The organism is Streptomyces sp. NPDC058308, assembly GCF_042880275.1.
In the GTDB taxonomy this organism is placed as follows: domain Bacteria; phylum Actinomycetota; class Actinomycetes; order Streptomycetales; family Streptomycetaceae; genus Streptomyces.
The window spans coordinates 1-14,063 of record NZ_JBHVZA010000051.1; the positions used below are offsets into that span (position 1 = coordinate 1).

General features: G+C 71.2%; 14 protein-coding genes. 4 read left to right on the plus strand and 10 right to left on the minus strand.

All coding sequences use genetic code 11. The features are described from left to right. Positions 1-107: 107 nt before the first annotated feature. Positions 108-1,358 (minus strand): MFS transporter, encoded by a 1,251-nt coding sequence (locus ACFVYL_RS36570; RefSeq protein WP_389724294.1) that lies wholly within the window; start codon positions 1,356-1,358, stop codon positions 108-110. A gap of 178 nt (positions 1,359-1,536) precedes the next feature. Here ACFVYL_RS36570 and ACFVYL_RS36575 point away from each other — a divergent pair, with 178 nt between their 5' ends. Further along, complete coding sequence (locus tag ACFVYL_RS36575) at positions 1,537-1,842, plus strand: hypothetical protein (RefSeq protein ID WP_389724196.1); 306 nt, start codon at positions 1,537-1,539, stop codon at positions 1,840-1,842. Between the two features lie 25 nt (positions 1,843-1,867). Here the strand turns inward: ACFVYL_RS36575 and ACFVYL_RS36580 are convergent, their stop codons facing one another. From ACFVYL_RS36580 to ACFVYL_RS36590, 3 genes are all read right to left on the minus strand, one after another. Then, the gene (locus ACFVYL_RS36580; protein ID WP_389724198.1) at positions 1,868-2,884 is read right to left on the minus strand and encodes a glutathione S-transferase family protein; all 1,017 of its coding nucleotides are present in this window, start codon (positions 2,882-2,884) and stop codon (positions 1,868-1,870) included. Then, positions 2,881-3,183: a hypothetical protein gene (locus tag ACFVYL_RS36585; protein WP_389724201.1), complete on the minus strand. Its 303-nt coding sequence runs from the start codon at positions 3,181-3,183 to the stop codon at positions 2,881-2,883. Before ACFVYL_RS36585 ends, ACFVYL_RS36580 begins: the two co-directional genes overlap by 4 nt. An 86-nt stretch (positions 3,184-3,269) precedes the next feature. Continuing rightward, positions 3,270-4,763: a cytochrome P450 gene (locus ACFVYL_RS36590; protein WP_389724204.1), complete on the minus strand. Its 1,494-nt coding sequence runs from the start codon at positions 4,761-4,763 to the stop codon at positions 3,270-3,272. A gap of 108 nt (positions 4,764-4,871) precedes the next feature. Here ACFVYL_RS36590 and ACFVYL_RS36595 point away from each other — a divergent pair, with 108 nt between their 5' ends. After that, positions 4,872-5,480: a TetR/AcrR family transcriptional regulator gene (locus ACFVYL_RS36595; RefSeq protein WP_389724207.1), complete on the plus strand. Its 609-nt coding sequence runs from the start codon at positions 4,872-4,874 to the stop codon at positions 5,478-5,480. 57 nt (positions 5,481-5,537) lie between these two features. Here the strand turns inward: ACFVYL_RS36595 and ACFVYL_RS36600 are convergent, their stop codons facing one another. The 4 genes from ACFVYL_RS36600 to ACFVYL_RS36615 are packed head-to-tail and all read right to left on the minus strand — an operon-like array spanning position 5,538 to position 10,134. Next, a complete protein-coding gene (locus ACFVYL_RS36600; RefSeq protein WP_389724210.1) occupies positions 5,538-6,908 on the minus strand; it encodes a GH1 family beta-glucosidase in 1,371 nt (456 codons plus the stop codon). Between the two features lie 20 nt (positions 6,909-6,928). Beyond that, complete coding sequence (locus tag ACFVYL_RS36605) at positions 6,929-7,768, minus strand: carbohydrate ABC transporter permease (protein WP_389724213.1); 840 nt, start codon at positions 7,766-7,768, stop codon at positions 6,929-6,931. Positions 7,769-7,778: 10 nt separating this feature from the next. Continuing rightward, positions 7,779-8,801: a carbohydrate ABC transporter permease gene (locus ACFVYL_RS36610; protein ID WP_389724216.1), complete on the minus strand. Its 1,023-nt coding sequence runs from the start codon at positions 8,799-8,801 to the stop codon at positions 7,779-7,781. Between the two features lie 10 nt (positions 8,802-8,811). Then, positions 8,812-10,134 (minus strand): ABC transporter substrate-binding protein, encoded by a 1,323-nt coding sequence (locus ACFVYL_RS36615; protein ID WP_389724218.1) that lies wholly within the window; start codon positions 10,132-10,134, stop codon positions 8,812-8,814. Positions 10,135-10,307: 173 nt separating this feature from the next. On the opposite strand from ACFVYL_RS36615, the gene ACFVYL_RS36620 reads away from it, so the two are divergent. After that, entirely contained in the window at positions 10,308-11,651 is a 1,344-nt protein-coding gene (locus ACFVYL_RS36620) for an ROK family protein (protein WP_389724221.1), read from the plus strand. A 190-nt stretch (positions 11,652-11,841) separates the two neighbouring features. Beyond that, complete coding sequence (locus ACFVYL_RS36625; protein ID WP_389724224.1) at positions 11,842-12,558, plus strand: IS630 family transposase; 717 nt, start codon at positions 11,842-11,844, stop codon at positions 12,556-12,558. A gap of 248 nt (positions 12,559-12,806) precedes the next feature. On the opposite strand, the gene ACFVYL_RS36630 is transcribed toward ACFVYL_RS36625, so the two are convergent. Together ACFVYL_RS36630 and ACFVYL_RS36635 are read right to left on the minus strand one after the other, a co-directional pair. Next, on the minus strand, positions 12,807-13,340 hold the full coding sequence (locus ACFVYL_RS36630) for a hypothetical protein (RefSeq protein ID WP_389724300.1): 534 nt from the start codon (positions 13,338-13,340) through the stop codon (positions 12,807-12,809). Next, entirely contained in the window at positions 13,238-14,023 is a 786-nt protein-coding gene (locus tag ACFVYL_RS36635; protein ID WP_389724227.1) for a hypothetical protein, read from the minus strand. Before ACFVYL_RS36635 ends, ACFVYL_RS36630 begins: the two co-directional genes overlap by 103 nt. Positions 14,024-14,063: the final 40 nt, after the last annotated feature.

The following is a 14,063-nucleotide window of genomic DNA, read 5'->3' on the forward strand; positions in this document are numbered from 1 at the left end:
TCATCCCGGTACGCCCAGTACCGGGATGACCCTCCGCCTTGCGATCGCACGCACCAGACGCCGCGAGGCCGCCCTCCGGGCCAACGACGCGAGTTTGACGACAGGGCCTAGCCGGCGGGTACGCGGGCCGTCCCGGGCGCCGAACGGTCGCTCCGGGGCAGCAGCAGCGGGGTGACGAGCAGGAGGAGACCGGCGACGGCGATGGCGGTGCGGGGGCCGGTGAGACCGGCGAGCAGACCCCATAGCGCGGTCATGGCGGCGACGGTGGCCTTGCTGCTGACCGACCAGGCGGACAGGGTGCGGGCGACCCGGTCCGCCGGGGTCCGCGCCAGCCGGTACGTGGCGTACACAGGGTTGAACACACCCATGCACGTGATGAGCCCGAACTCCACGGCCACGACGAGGACGAGCCCGGCGGTGCCGGGGCCGACGAACGCGAGTCCGAGGGACCAGCAGGCGCGCAGGGTGCCCGCCACCAGCATGACCGCGCGCTGTCCGTAGCGGGCGACGAGACGCGGGGACAGCCGCGCGCCGACGAGGCCGCCCAGGCAGGGCAGCGCGAAGGCGAGGCCGTACTGCCAGGGCGCGAAGCCGAGGGGGCCGAGCATGAGGACGGCGAGCGGCGGCGAGACCGCCATGATCAGGCCGCTGACCAGGACGGTGTTGAGGAACAGCGGGCGCAGCGCCGCGCTGCCGAGGATGAACCGCCAGCCTTCGAGTACCTCGCCCGTGCGAATTCGCTCCGCTTCCGCGGGGCGCACGGGCCGTGGCTCCTCCCCGCCGAGGCCGCCGATCGCCCGGAGGCCCACCGCGGAGAGCAGGTAGCTGACGGCGTCGGCGACCACGGTCAGCAGCGGGCCGAACAGGCCGACCGCGGCCCCGCCGAGCGGCGGCCCCAGCATGGTGGCCGTCCACGTCGTCGACTCGAAGCGGCCGTTGGCGACGAGCAGGTCCTCCGGGCGCACGAGCGACTTGAGGTATGCGCCGCTCGCCGCCCCGAACGTGATGTCGGCCGCGGCGACCACCACAGAGACGACGAGGAGCTGCGCGAAGCCGAGCAGGCCGAGCGCGAACGCGGCGGGCACGCTCAGCAGCGCCGCACACCGCACCAGGTCCATCGCCACCATCACGGGCCGCTTGCGGCGGAACTCCACCCACGGCCCGAGCGGGATCGCTGCCGCCGCCCCCACCGCGAGCCCCGCGGACGCGAGCACCGCCACCTGAGCCGCCCCGGCGTCCAGCGTCAGGATCGCGATCATGGCGAAGGCGTCGAACGCGAGCCGCGTCCCGAACGTGCTGACCGCGTACGCTGCCCAGAGCCACCCGAACCGTCGCCCGAGCGACCGCCTGCCCGCCATGTCGTGCCGCTCCTCGAAGGACTCACCGGGCAGCCCCGTGCTGCCGCGTGACATCCAAGCGAGCGACCGGCCGGCTGATCAAACAACCGCCCTGCCCCGGGTCACAACCTCGCGTTGGGTAGCCCGAGCGGCCGACAGGCGAGGTGGCCGCGCCGGTCGCCGTGGAAGGGTTCCAGGCATGACCGAAGCGTATTTTTACATGGCAAATCCCCGGATCACGGTCCTCGGCGTCCAGCCGGGGCACCCGCCCTTCCGCATCGTCGAGATCGACGGCCAGGTCGTCGGCAAGGCGAAGACCGTCACGGACGTCCTGGACGCGGCCGCCATGGCGGGCATCACCGTGCACGACCTCGACGACCCGGACACGGTCCGCTGGGTGGGTGGCGACCAGTTCACCTGGCGGCAGACCCCGGGCCGGGAAGAGGAGCGGTTCGTGGAACCGGACCGGGAACCGCTCACGGACCCGGGCACCGCGATGGGCTGACCTGCCGGAGCGAGCCGGGCGGACTTCAGACCCGCCCGGTGGCCGGCACCTCCTCCCCGGCGGGCACGGGCCCCGGAGGTGTGCCGTCGCCGAAGGGCCGCCCGCCCAGTTCCTCCCGGTGATGCGGCGTCAGCCACTCGGCGAGGTTCGGACCCAGCGGCACGATGCCGGTCGGGTTGATGCCCGCGTGCACTTGGTAGTAGTGCCGCTTGATGTGGTCGAAGTCGATGGTGTCGCCGAACCCCGGGGTCTGGAACAGATCACGGGCGTACGCCCACAGGACCCGGTCCTCGGTCAGCTTCCGCAGGTTGCACTTGAAGTGACCGTGGTAGACGGCGTCGAACCGCACCAGCGTGCTGAACAGCCGGATGTCCGCCTCCGTGAGGGTGTCCCCGACGAGATAGCGACGGCTCGCCAGGCGTTCGGAGGTGAGCTCCAGACGGCGGAAGACATCGCGGCACGCGGATGCGTACGCCGACTGGTCCGGGGCGAAGCCCGCCCGGTACACGCCGTTGTTGACGTCGCGGAAGATGCCCTCCATCACCGAGTCGATCTCGTCACGCAGTGGTTCGGGATACAGGTCGGGCGCCCCCTCGCGGTGCAGGGCGGTCCACTCCGTGGCGAAGTCCAGCGTGATCTGCTGGAAGTCGTTCGTGACCAGCTTGCCGCTCGGTTCGTCGACGACGGCGGGGACGCTGACCCCGCCGGGGTAGCCGCTCTCCCGTGCCTCGTACGCCTCGCTCAGAAACCGGATGCCGAGGACCGGGTCGCGGTCGTCGGGGTCCAGCGTGAACCGCCAGCTCCGGTCGTCCTGGATCGGGTCGGTGACACCCAGCGAGAGGGAGCTCTCCAGGCCGAGCAGCCGCCGGGAGACCAGGGCGCGGCCCGCCCAGGGGCAGGCCCGGCTCACCACCAGGCGGTAGCGCCCCGCCTCGACGGGCCAGCCGTCGCGGCCGTCCGCCGTGATCCGGTCCGCGAAGTGACTCTTGGAACGCTTGAACTCCTTGTGGCCGTACGAGGCGTTGCCTCCGTCCGCACTCATGACTGACTCCCCTCTCGGGCGCAGGACCGGGTCATCGGTACCCGGCCGGTACGCGTGTCCCCCTCGGCGGCGCGCGGCGGCGGTGCCAGATCGTAGATCCGGTCGATGAGCGCTGCCTCGTTGCCCGCGAAGCCCGCGCGGCGCAGTGCTTCGTCCGCTTCCGCGATCGGGCCGGCCAGCAGCGTCGCCGCGGCTACCGGGGAGACCGACGCGGAGTCGGAGAGCGCGGCGCGGGCGGTGTGCAGCAGACGCAAATAGGCCTGGGCGGCGAGCAGTTCCTCGGACGTCGTGCCGGTCATGTCGTGCGGCTCCTCTGCGCTGGGTGGCGTGTACGGCATCGCGCAATGCCACCTCCACTCTTGCGCACGGGTCTGACAACGGCCCCCTAAGCGCCCGGCGCGCGCCGGGTGAGCCGCAGGGTGAGGCCGTCCGGCATCAGGGTGAGCCGCTCGGCGATGCGCAGGCGGTAGCCGGGATCGGCGTGCAGGTCGTAGCGGCGCAGCAGCAGGCCGAGCACCAGGGTCGCCTCGTGCAGGGCGAACTGACGGCCGATACAGGCGCGGGCGCCGGTGCCGAACGGTTTGAAGACATGGGCGGGCCTGGCGCGTACGGCCGAAGGGGCGAACCGGTCGGGGTCGAACTCCTCGGGGTGTTCGCCCCACGCCACCGGATCGCGGTGCAGCATCGTCGCGAGGACCAGCGCCCACGCGCCGCGGCGCATCGGATGGACGCCCCCGAGGACGGTGTCCTCGCGTGCCTCGCGGGCGAACCCCGGCGCGGTCGGCCACAGCCGCAGCGATTCGTCGAGCACTCGCCGCAGGTAGCGCAGCTTGGCCACTTGTTCGTACGCGGGTTCCCCCTCGGCGCCCCAGACCTCGTCGACCTCGGCCCGCGCGCGGGCGAGCACCCGGGGGTTGCGTGACAGGTAGTGCAGTGCGAACGACAGAGCGCCGGACGTCGTCTCGTGCCCGGCGACCAGGAACGTGATGACCTGGCGGCGGATGTTCTGCGGAGTGAGCCGCTCCCCGGTGCCGGGGTGGGCGACCTCCAGCATGCGGTCGAGCAGATCGCCCTGGCCGCCCCGCCCCGGCGCGGCGCGGCGGGCGGCGACCACCGCGTCGACGGTGTGGTTGAGGTAGGCCATGTCGGCCTCGTTGCGCCGGTCGGCGCCGCGCAGCAGCAGCGGGGTCAGGAGCGGCGGCACGACGTTGCGACGCTGGGCGAAGGAGAGGGTGCCGACCATCGCGGACACGAAGGGGTGCGGTGCGGACCGTTCGAAGGAGCTGAAGTCGTGCCCGAAGCCGGTGCGGGCGATGGTCTCCAGCGTCAGCTTCGTCATGTCGCCCGGCACGTCCACGGCCCGGCCCGCCGACTCCCGTTCGTCCCAGCGCGCCGTGAGCTGCCGTGCCACGTCCAGCATCAGCGGGTGGTAGCCCGCCATCGCCTCGCGGCTGAACCCGGGGGCGAGTATGTCGTGGGCCAGCTGCCAGTTGGGCTCGTGGTTGTACGCCGTGAAAAGACCGTCGCCCGCCACGGGGCGCAGGTTGGCGACGCCGAGGCCCACGTGCTTCGCGAACCGCGACTCGTCGGCCATGTCCGCGGCGAGCTCGGCGCCCCACACGAAGACGAACTCCTTGCCGAACGCCTTGCGCCGGAAGATGGGGCCCAGCCTGTGGGCCAGCTTCATCGAATCCTGCAGTGGGGTCCTGACGTTGGCGCCCAGGACGTCGCCGAGCAGCGGCAGCCGACGGGGCGGATGCGGGATCCGGTGCAGCTCGGGCCAGCCGAGCTCGGCGCTGCGGAAGCCCTTCTGGAGGGGGACGGGTGCGCCCGGCCCGTCCGGAGTGTTCGCCGCCGCGGACCGCGTCGTCTGCGCCATGTGCCCATCTCCCTTGCCGGACGGGCCCGTTGGGCCTGTTGTACGTGGATTCAATAGGAGATCCCAGTCTGGTACCGCTATTGAATTCGCGTCAAGTAAGGTGCGGGCATGGCCGCGAACCCGCAGGAGCGCACGCGCCGCAGACTGAGCACCGAGGAGCGGCGTGAGCAGCTGCTTTCGGTCGGGGCGCGGCTGTTCGCGCAGAAGCCTTACGACGACGTGTGGATCGAGCGGGTCGCGGAGATCGCCGGCGTCTCGCGCGGCCTCCTGTACCACTACTTCCCGACCAAACGGGACTTCTTCGCCGCTGTCGTGCACCGCGAGAGCGAGCGCATGCTGCGCCTGACGGCGGCCGAGTCCGGACTGCCGGTGCACGAGCAGATCACCACCGGGCTCGACGCGTTCCTCGGCTACGTGGAGAGCCACGCACAGGGCTTCCGCGCCTTCCACCGGGCCGAGGCGGCGGGCGACCCGCTGGTCCGTGAGGTCTACCGCAAGGGCCTCGCCGCCCAGGAGCGCCAGATCCTCGCCGCCCTCGCCGCGGACCCGGGCGCCGCCGACATCACCCAGGACCTGCCCGCGGTGCGCCTGGCCGTGCGGGGCTGGCTTGCGTTCATGGTCGCGGTCTGCCTGGAGTGGCTGGAGGAGCCGGACCTGACGCGGGAGCAGGTCAGGGACTTGTGCGCCAAGGCGCTGCTGGGCGCGATCACGCGCTGAGGCGAGTCCGGGGCCAAGGGGCCGGGCCCGCTCAGGATGTCCGGGTTCTCAGGGTTCTCAGGCCGCCCGCGCGGTCCGCAGGCGGTGGGCCCGCACGAGCTCCGCGTAGTGGCGGCCGCTGGACTTCACCGTGCGGCGCTGGGTGGCGTAGTCGACATGGACCAGGCCGAAGCGCTTGTCGTAGCCGTACGCCCACTCGAAGTTGTCGAGGAGCGACCACGCGAAATAGCCGGCCAGCGGGGCGCCCCTGCGGGCGGCGCGGGCGCACGCCGCCAGGTGTTCGCGCAGGTACTGGGTGCGCTCCGGGTCGTCGACCGTGCCGTCGGCGCGCACGACGTCCGGGTAGGCCGAGCCGTTCTCGGTGACGTACAGACTGCGCGCCCCGTACTCGACGGACAGCCGCATCAGGAGGCTCTCCAGGCCGTCCGCGTCGATCTCCCAGTCCATGCCGGTGTGCCGGACCTCGGGCCGGTGGACCTGGCGGGCGAACGGTGCGGGGCCCGCCGGGTCGTCGGTGACGATCGCCGGGAAGTAGTAGTTGAGGCCCAGCCAGTCGAGCGGTTGCGCGATGACCGCCGAGTCGCCCGCACGCTCCGGCAGTTCGACGCCGTACACCTCGCGCATGTCGGCGGGGAACCCGAGCCCGTGCAGCGGGTCCAGCCACCAGCGGTTGGTGTGCCCGTCGGCGCGCCGGGCCGCGGCGATGTCCTCGGGGCGGTCCGAGGCGGGCCGTACGGGGGACAGGTTGTTGACGATGCCGACCTGCGCGCCGGGCGCCGCCGCACGGATCGCCTGCGCCGCGAGCCCGTGCCCGAGCAGCAGGTGGTACGAGGCGCGTACGGCCGCCGTCAGATCGGTCAGGCCCGGCGCCATGCGGCCCTCCAGGTGGCCGATCCAGGCGGAGCAGAGCGGTTCGTTGAGCGTGGCCCAGTGGGTGACCCGGTCGCCGAGCCGCTTGGCCACCACGGAGGCGTACGCCGCGAAGCGTTCGGCGGTCCCGCGCTCGGGCCAGCCCCCGCGGTCCTGCAGCGCCTGCGGCAGATCCCAGTGGTAGACCGTCGCACTCGGGGAGATGCCCGCCGCCAGGAGCGCGTCGACGAGCCGGTCGTAGAAGTCGAGCCCCGCCGCGTTGACCGGCCCGTCACCGCCGGGCACCACGCGGGGCCAGGCCAGCGAGAAACGGTAGGCGTCGACACCGAGCTCCCGCATCAGCGCGATGTCCTCGGGCCAGCGGTGGTAGTGGTCACAGGCCACGTCACCGGTGTCACCGCCGTCGATCGCGCCCGGGACGCGGGCGAAGGTGTCCCAGATCGACGGCGAGCGGCCGTCCTCGTCGACGGCGCCCTCGATCTGGTACGCCGAGGTGGCCACGCCCCACGCGAAGTCCTGGGGGAGCGCGGAGAGGTCCAAGGAGGAGGGGTCGGTCACGGAGTTCCTTTCGGGTGGGGTCACTTGACGGCTCCGGCGGTGAGCCCGGCGACGAGGTAGCGCTGCAGCAGCAGGAAGCCGGCGACGACGGGGATGCTCACGACGAGCGAGGCGGCCATGACCTGGTTCCAGTACACGTCGTTCTGGGTGGCGTAGCCCTGCAGGCCCACGGCGAGGGTGCGCGTGGCGTCGGTGGTCATGACCGAGGCGAAGAGCACTTCTCCCCAGGCGGTCATGAAGGCGTAGACGGCGACCGCGACGATGCCGGGTATCGCGGCCGGCACCACGACACGGAGCAGTGCGCCGAGCGGCCCGCACCCGTCGACCAGCGCCGCCTCGTCCAGCTCGCGCGGCACCGAGTCGAAGTACCCGATCAGCATCCAGATCGAGAAGGGCAGCGAGAACGTCAGGTAGGTGAGGATGAGCCCGGCGCGCGAGCCGAACAGCGCGATGCCGGTGGCGTTGCCGACGTTGACGTAGATGAGGAAGAGCGGCAGCAGGAAGAGGATGCCCGGGAACATCTGCGTCGACAGGACGGTCACGGTGAACACCCGCCTGCCCCGGAAGCGGTACCGGCTGACCGCGTACGCGGCGAAGACCGCGATGACCACCGAGCACATCGTCGCCGCGCCCGCCACGATCAGCGAGTTCATGAAGTAGTCCGCGAGCGGCACCGTCTTCCAGATGTCGATGTACGGCCGCACGGTGAACCCGCTCGGCATCCAGTGGAACGCGCCGGACACGTCCTGCAGCGGTTTGAGGGAACTGCTCACCATCACGTAGACGGGCAGCAGGACGAAACCGGTTAGCAGCGTCAGGAAGATCCGCCGTGACCACGCGAACGAACGCGGCGCGGCCATTGGTGAGCGGCTAGACATCGGCGGCCTTCCTTCCGCGCCACCTGCGCGCATCGCGCGAGCCCCGCGAGGTGACCAGCAGGTAGCCGGCCGTCACCAGGAGCAGGAAGAGCAGCAGCAGGACCGACATGGCGGAGCCCGTGCCGAAGTTCCAGGTGACGAACGACGACTGGTAGATGTGGAGGGAGATCAGGTCAGCGGCCTCGGGCGCCGACTTGCCGAACAGGACGTACGGCGTGTTGAAGTCGTTGAACGTCCACAGGAAGAGCACCAGGACGAGGACCTGGTTCACCGGACGCAGCGACGGCAGCGTGATGCGCCGCACCTGCTGCCATGTCCCGGCACCGTCGATCGAGGCCGCCTCGTACAGCTCCCTGGGGATGTTCTGCAGCCCCGCCATGACGATGAGGAAGGCGAACGGCCAGCCCTTCCACACCGACACGGTCAGCAGGGCGATGAAGCTGTTGTCGCCGATCAGCCAGAAGGGCCTGCTGTCGGTGAGCCCGAGCTGGTCGTGGACGACGTGGTTGATCAGGCCCGTGTCGCGCTGGAACATGAACGACCAGGTGATGACGGCGGCGTACACCGGCAGCGCGTACGGGACGAGGAAGACGGCCCGCAGCAGGCCGCGGCCGCGGAAGTTCTCCTGCATGAAGACCGCCGCCGCGGTGCCGATGAGCCAGCACAGGCCCACGGAGAGGACGGTGAACGCCACGGTGACGAAGAACGAATGCAGCAGCGCCTCGCCGACCGGGGCGTCGAAGTCCACCGACAGCCTGTAGTTGTCCAGGCCGGTCCAGGGCGCCGCGCCCCAGTCGCGGATGAAGAACTGGGTGAGCTCCTTGAAGCTCATCACGATGCCGACGGCCATCGGCACGAGATGGACGACGAGTTCGAGGAGCAGCGCGGGGAGCAGCAGGAGGTAGGGGAGCGAGACGCGGCGCAGGCGCGCGGGCAGGCGCAGGCGCGGCCTGCGCCCGCCGGAGGGCGGCGTGGCCCGCTCCGTGGGCGTGGGCGGTGTGGTGAGCGTGGTCATGGGAGGGCGCTCAGCTCTTCGGCATCTGCTGTTGGGCCTTGGACAGTTCGGACGTCACGGACTGCGTGGTCACCGCCCGTCCTGCCGCCGCGTCGGCGAACAGCTTCTTGATGGCCGTGCCCACCGACGTCTCGAACTGCGACTCGTTGGGCACCTGCGGCAGCGGCGCCGCGCTCTTGCGGAGCGTGTCGCGCAGCACGGCGGTGTCGGCGCGGTCGAAGGCGGCGTCCTCCTGCGCCGTTCTGACCGGCGGGATCGATCCGTACGCCTTGTTGAGGTGGGCCTGCTCGGCGTCGCTCGTCATGAACTTCACGAACTTCCGCGCGCCGTCGAGGTTGTCGGTGTTCTTGAAGACGGCCAGGTTGATGCCCGCGACCATCGAGTTGACCCGCCGGTCCGCGCCGGGCTTGCCCGACGCCACGGGCACGGGAGCGACCCCCCAGTCGTCGGGCTCCATGCCCTGCGCGTCGAACGTGGTCGCGGCGGCCTGCCAGAGCACCATCGCGGTCTTGCCCTGGGCGAAGTCCCGCAGCGACTGGTTCTGCGCGTACTCGGCATTGCCCGGCGCGATGATCTTGTCCCTGGCCATGAAGTCGACGTACTGCTTCACGGCGGCCACGGCACCGTGCGAGGTGAACGTCGGCCTGCCCTGCGCGTCGAAGAAGTCGGCGCCGTGCTGCTTGCCGAGGGCGAAGGCCTGGTGGATGTTGTTCACCAGGTTCGAACCCTCGGCCCCGAGCGCCCACTTGCCGCCCTTGGAGAGCTTCTTGCCGTCGGCGACCAGCTCGTCCCAGGTTGCCGGCGGCTTGCTGATCCCCGCCTCCTTGAACATCGCCTTGTTGTAGTAGAGCGCGTACGACAGCGAGTACAGCGGCACCGCCGCCGGGTCCTTGCCCGCGGCGCCGGTCGAGCCGAGCGCGGCGTCGACGAAGCGGTCCCTGCCGCCGATCGCCTCGAAGTTCTCCGTGTCCCACGGCAGCAGGGCGCCGGACGCCTGCAGCGAGGACGACCAGGTGTTGCCGATGTTGAGGACGTCGGGGCCCTGGCCCGACGTGGTCGCCGCCAGGATCCGGTTGAGGAGGTCGGACCAGGGGACGACCTCCAGCTTCACCTCGATCCCCGTCTCCTCGTCGAACTTCTTCAGCTCAGGTGTGAGGATCTTCTTGTCCGCCGCGAGGTTCGGTCCCTGGTTGGACGCCCAGTACGTGAGCGTCCTGGGCGAGGCGTTGCTGCCCTCGCCGCCTGTGCCGGTGCCGCCGCCGCAGGCCGTGAGGGTGGCACCGGTGAGAGCGGTCACGGTGGCGAGAGTCGCCACAGCTCGGAGTCTGCGCATGGCGGATCCGTCCCTTTCGTGGTTGATGGCAGGGATTGAGAACGGGCATGAGAGCGCGCCGAGTTCGGCGTCCGAACGAATTCACGGCTTAATTTAGGACGTGAGTTAAAACCTGAGAGATAGTCGCGTCAAGGGGTCGCGCACGGGTATGTTGCCGACCGGAGAGGAGCCACATGGCCGAGCGGAGCAGTCGAACGGTGCGCGACCTGCGCGTGGGCAACCGCGCCTCGGTACTGCAACGGTTGTATTTCGGCGGGCCGATGAGCCGCCAGGCACTCGGACCGGCGACCGGCCTGAGTTCGGGCTCCGTGAGCAACGTCGTCGCCGAGCTCACCGCGGACGGCCTCCTGGAGGAGGCGGGCAGCGTCGAGTCCGACGGCGGGCGGCCGCGCACCCTGCTGCGCGTCGCGCCGTCGAGCGGCCGCCTCATCGGGGTCGACGTCGGAGAGACGCGTGTCCGGGTGGAGGCCTTCGACCTCGGCCTGAAGGAACTGGCCCGCACGGAACGCCCGTTGACCGAATCCGGTTACGACGTCGCGACCATCGTCCGGCACATCCGGGAGGGCGTGGCGCAGGTGTGCGCGGAAGCCCGCATCGAGCCCGGCGCCCCGCACGGCTCTCTGATCGGCGTCGGCGTGGGCGTGCCCGGCATCGTCGACCGCGAAGGCGCGGGCGATCAGGGCGACGTGGCCGGGACCGTGGTGCACGGCCAGACCATCGGCTGGGACGCCGTCCCGCTGGAACGCATGCTGCGCGAGGAGGTCGAACTCCCCGCCGACACCGCCTACTTCGTCGACAACGGCGCACGAGCCCTCGGCCAGGCCGAGATGTGGTTCGGCGGCGGACGCGGTGCGAGCGACGCCGCGATCGTGCTGATCGGCTCGGGCGTCGGCGCCTGCATCGTCACCGGCGGTGTCATCCACGGCGGCGCACGCGGCGGCCCCGCCGAGTGGGGCCACCTCACCGTCAGCGTCCGGGGCCGCCGCTGCCGCTGCGGCGCGCGGGGCTGCCTGGAGGCGTACGCGGGAGCCGAGGCGCTCCTGGCGCGCTGGCAGGAGGAGGGTGGCCTGCTGCCGCCCGGCGCCGACGAGGAGACCGGCGTGAGCGCCCTGCTGGGCGCCGCCTACCCGCAGGACGGGACCGCGCCGGACCCGGTCGCCGCCGCCGTGCTCGACGAGACCGCCGAATACCTCGGCGCGGGCATCTCCGACCTCGTCAACCTCTTCGGCCCCGAGCGCGTGCTCGTCGGCGGCTGGGCGGGCCTCCAACTGGGTCCGCACCTGCTGCCCGCCGTCCGTGAGTACACCGACGCGTACGCCCTGCGCCACCCCGCCACCCGCGCCACCGTCGAACTGGGCCAACTCGGCCCCGACGCGGTCACGGTGGGCGCGGCGACGCTGCCCCTCGCCGACTTCTTCAGCCGCGGCGGCCGCCGTGCCACACCGCCCCGGACGGAGTCCTCGCTGCCGGCGGTGCCGGGATGGCAGGTGGTGTTGGAGGGGCGGGGGGTGCGGTGATCGCCGACGCGCCGGGCCCTCCGCTCGCAGGGTCCCGGCAGCGGGCTTCGCGGAGGGCTTTCGGGTGCTTCCTGCGCTGTGGCGGTACGCCGGTGCGGTGCGGGGCGGCGAGTGGATTCTGCCGGTACCGGTCGCTGGGCCCGGCAGGGATGACCTAGTGAGCTGGTTTTGAGTTGGTAGCTCGTCTCGTGTGTCGCTTCTCGTTTCAGATCTTGGTGGTCTGCTGCGGGGAGTGGTCGGGCTGCGTTGTGCTGGTGGCATGGGTGATTCCCGGTTGGAGCCGCTGGTGTTGTCCGGGGCCGAGTGGCTGGTGTTGGAGAACTGGGCCAGGCGCCGCACGACCGCGCAGGGGCTGGCGAAGCGGGCGCGGATCGTGCTCGCCTGTGCCCGGGGGTGGAACAACACCGTGGTCGCCGCGCGGTGTGGCACGGACCGGGCGACGGTGCGGCGTTGGCGGACCCGGTTCCTGCTCGACCGGCTGGAGGGCCTCTCGGATGAGCCGCGTCCGGGGGTGCCGCGCTCCATCACCGATGCCCAGGTGGAAGAGGTGGTGGTGCGTACCCTCGAAGAGGTCCCCGAGGGCGGTACGCACTGGTCGAAGCGGGAGCTGGCCCGGCAGGTGGGGATCTCGCCCACCAGCGTGCACCGCATCTGGCGGGCGTTCTGTCTTCAGGCGTGGAGGACCGAGGAGTTCAAGATCTCCCCGGACCCGCTGCTGACCGACAAGATTCGTGACGTGGTCGGGCTCTATCTGGCACCGCCGGCCCATGCGGTGCTCTTTTCCCTGGATAGAACGCGTAAAACAGATGGGCTCAAGTGGGCCCAGTTGCCTACCGGGGCTCGTGAGGCGCAAGACAAGACCTCGCGGGCCCTGTGGTGGCGCCTCCCGCCCTCCAGTACTTCGTAAGGCCGCGGAGCGCGTCGATGCCTCGAAGCGCCCGCAGCGGGGCCATCAGGGGCTTCGGGTCCGACGTCAGCATGTTGGTGAACTACCCCGATGTTTCCGTGCCTTGGCTCCCACACTGCCGTGAGGTGGGTGTGGTGGTCACACTCTCGTGCGACAACGTTGGTGGAACACTTGCGTGGTGATCTGCGGGAATGCGAAGCGCCCCCGCAGATCGCGTTCTCAGCGGGGGCGTTTCGTTTGTGCGCTTGTCAGGTGTGGCGCCCGGCGGCGGGTTTGTCCAGCCATACCGATTGGCCTTCAGGTGTGACGGTGAGGCCGAACCGCGTATGGTCCGGCCGGTCGTTGTCGGCCCACCAGTCGTACGCGGCGTGCGCGTCATCCCACAGGCGCCGGTCGCCTTTCTGCCCGAAGCGCGCGGTGTCGCCGTCGCGGAACATGACGCACGCCCATGAGTGATCGGTCAGGCTGTAGAGCCAGACCGGACGGACTCCGTCGCGCTTGTCCGCTACCACCATCGTGCAGTGGGGAATGCGGAGGCCGTAGGCGAAGCGCCGGGCGTCGAACGGCTCGCCGAGGAACTCGCCCTCGGTGAGCGTGGTTGCGGACTGGTCGCCGTCTGCCACGCCACCCGGCACGTATTTGTCGTACTCGATGGGCGGTACCCGTTGAGCGCGGAACCTCATGAACTCGGCGGGCCCTGTGAACCGTCCGGAGGCGGTGCGGCCGTCCTCGGCGACGACCAGGCAGGCGATGGCGTCGCCGTTGCCGAGCCTGTGCCCCATGGGGTGACGATGATTCCGGGTTGGGTCTGCTCCACCCACGCCCATGGGACCTGTGCCCGTAGGCCAACCGTTGAGATGACTCGGTCGTATGGCGCGCGGTCGAAGTACCCCAACGTGCCGTCCCCGGTGATGGCGGCCACGGGCAGGCCGAAGCGGTGCGGGACTGCGGCGAGGTAGGGCTGAGCCGTGACGGCGTTCTTGATCGCGTCGGCGACGGCGGCCGTGTCGCTCGGATCGAGTTGCGCCACGGCGGCCGTGAAGCTGGCCGAGTCGAGCAGGCGCGCGACGTCGGCGCCTGTGCCCGTTGCGGCCTGGATGACGGCGGTCTGTACGGCGGCGCGGCGGGCGGCGGCGCCTGAGTCGGCGAGGGCCTGCTGTGCCCACTTCGGCAGGCGGGCGACGTCGCCCTCGGGCGCCTCGGCTGCGGGCGGCGGGGCCGGTGCCGGCTGCTGTGGGGGTGGCCTGCTGGGCGCGGGTGCGGTAGTCGGTGGCTTCGGCGCGAGTGTCCTTGATGAGCTTCTGGGCCCACTCGGGAAGCGAGGCGACGTCCTGCGGTTCGCCCTGCGGCGCGGTCGGCTGCTGCGCGGCGGGGCCTGCGGCTGTGGCGGTGTCGAACTGGCGCTCGGCGCGGCCGGTGCCTGCGGGGCGGGGGCCTGGGCGGTGGCGGTGGTCGGGGTCAACACGGGGGTCCTCCTGGGACGGTGTCCGGGGCCGTGCGTGCCC

Coding starts and splice junctions, on each gene's coding strand:
- ACFVYL_RS36570 (WP_389724294.1), bottom strand. CDS start 1,358: ATGGCGGGCAGGCGGTCGCTCGGGCGACGGTTCGGGTGGCTCTGGGCA.
- ACFVYL_RS36575 (WP_389724196.1), top strand. CDS start 1,537: ATGACCGAAGCGTATTTTTACATGGCAAATCCCCGGATCACGGTCCTC.
- ACFVYL_RS36580 (WP_389724198.1), bottom strand. CDS start 2,884: ATGAGTGCGGACGGAGGCAACGCCTCGTACGGCCACAAGGAGTTCAAG.
- ACFVYL_RS36585 (WP_389724201.1), bottom strand. CDS start 3,183: ATGACCGGCACGACGTCCGAGGAACTGCTCGCCGCCCAGGCCTATTTG.
- ACFVYL_RS36590 (WP_389724204.1), bottom strand. CDS start 4,763: ATGGCGCAGACGACGCGGTCCGCGGCGGCGAACACTCCGGACGGGCCG.
- ACFVYL_RS36595 (WP_389724207.1), top strand. CDS start 4,872: ATGGCCGCGAACCCGCAGGAGCGCACGCGCCGCAGACTGAGCACCGAG.
- ACFVYL_RS36605 (WP_389724213.1), bottom strand. CDS start 7,768: ATGGCCGCGCCGCGTTCGTTCGCGTGGTCACGGCGGATCTTCCTGACG.
- ACFVYL_RS36610 (WP_389724216.1), bottom strand. CDS start 8,801: ATGACCACGCTCACCACACCGCCCACGCCCACGGAGCGGGCCACGCCG.
- ACFVYL_RS36615 (WP_389724218.1), bottom strand. CDS start 10,134: ATGCGCAGACTCCGAGCTGTGGCGACTCTCGCCACCGTGACCGCTCTC.
- ACFVYL_RS36620 (WP_389724221.1), top strand. CDS start 10,308: ATGGCCGAGCGGAGCAGTCGAACGGTGCGCGACCTGCGCGTGGGCAAC.
- ACFVYL_RS36630 (WP_389724300.1), bottom strand. CDS start 13,340: ATGGGGCACAGGCTCGGCAACGGCGACGCCATCGCCTGCCTGGTCGTC.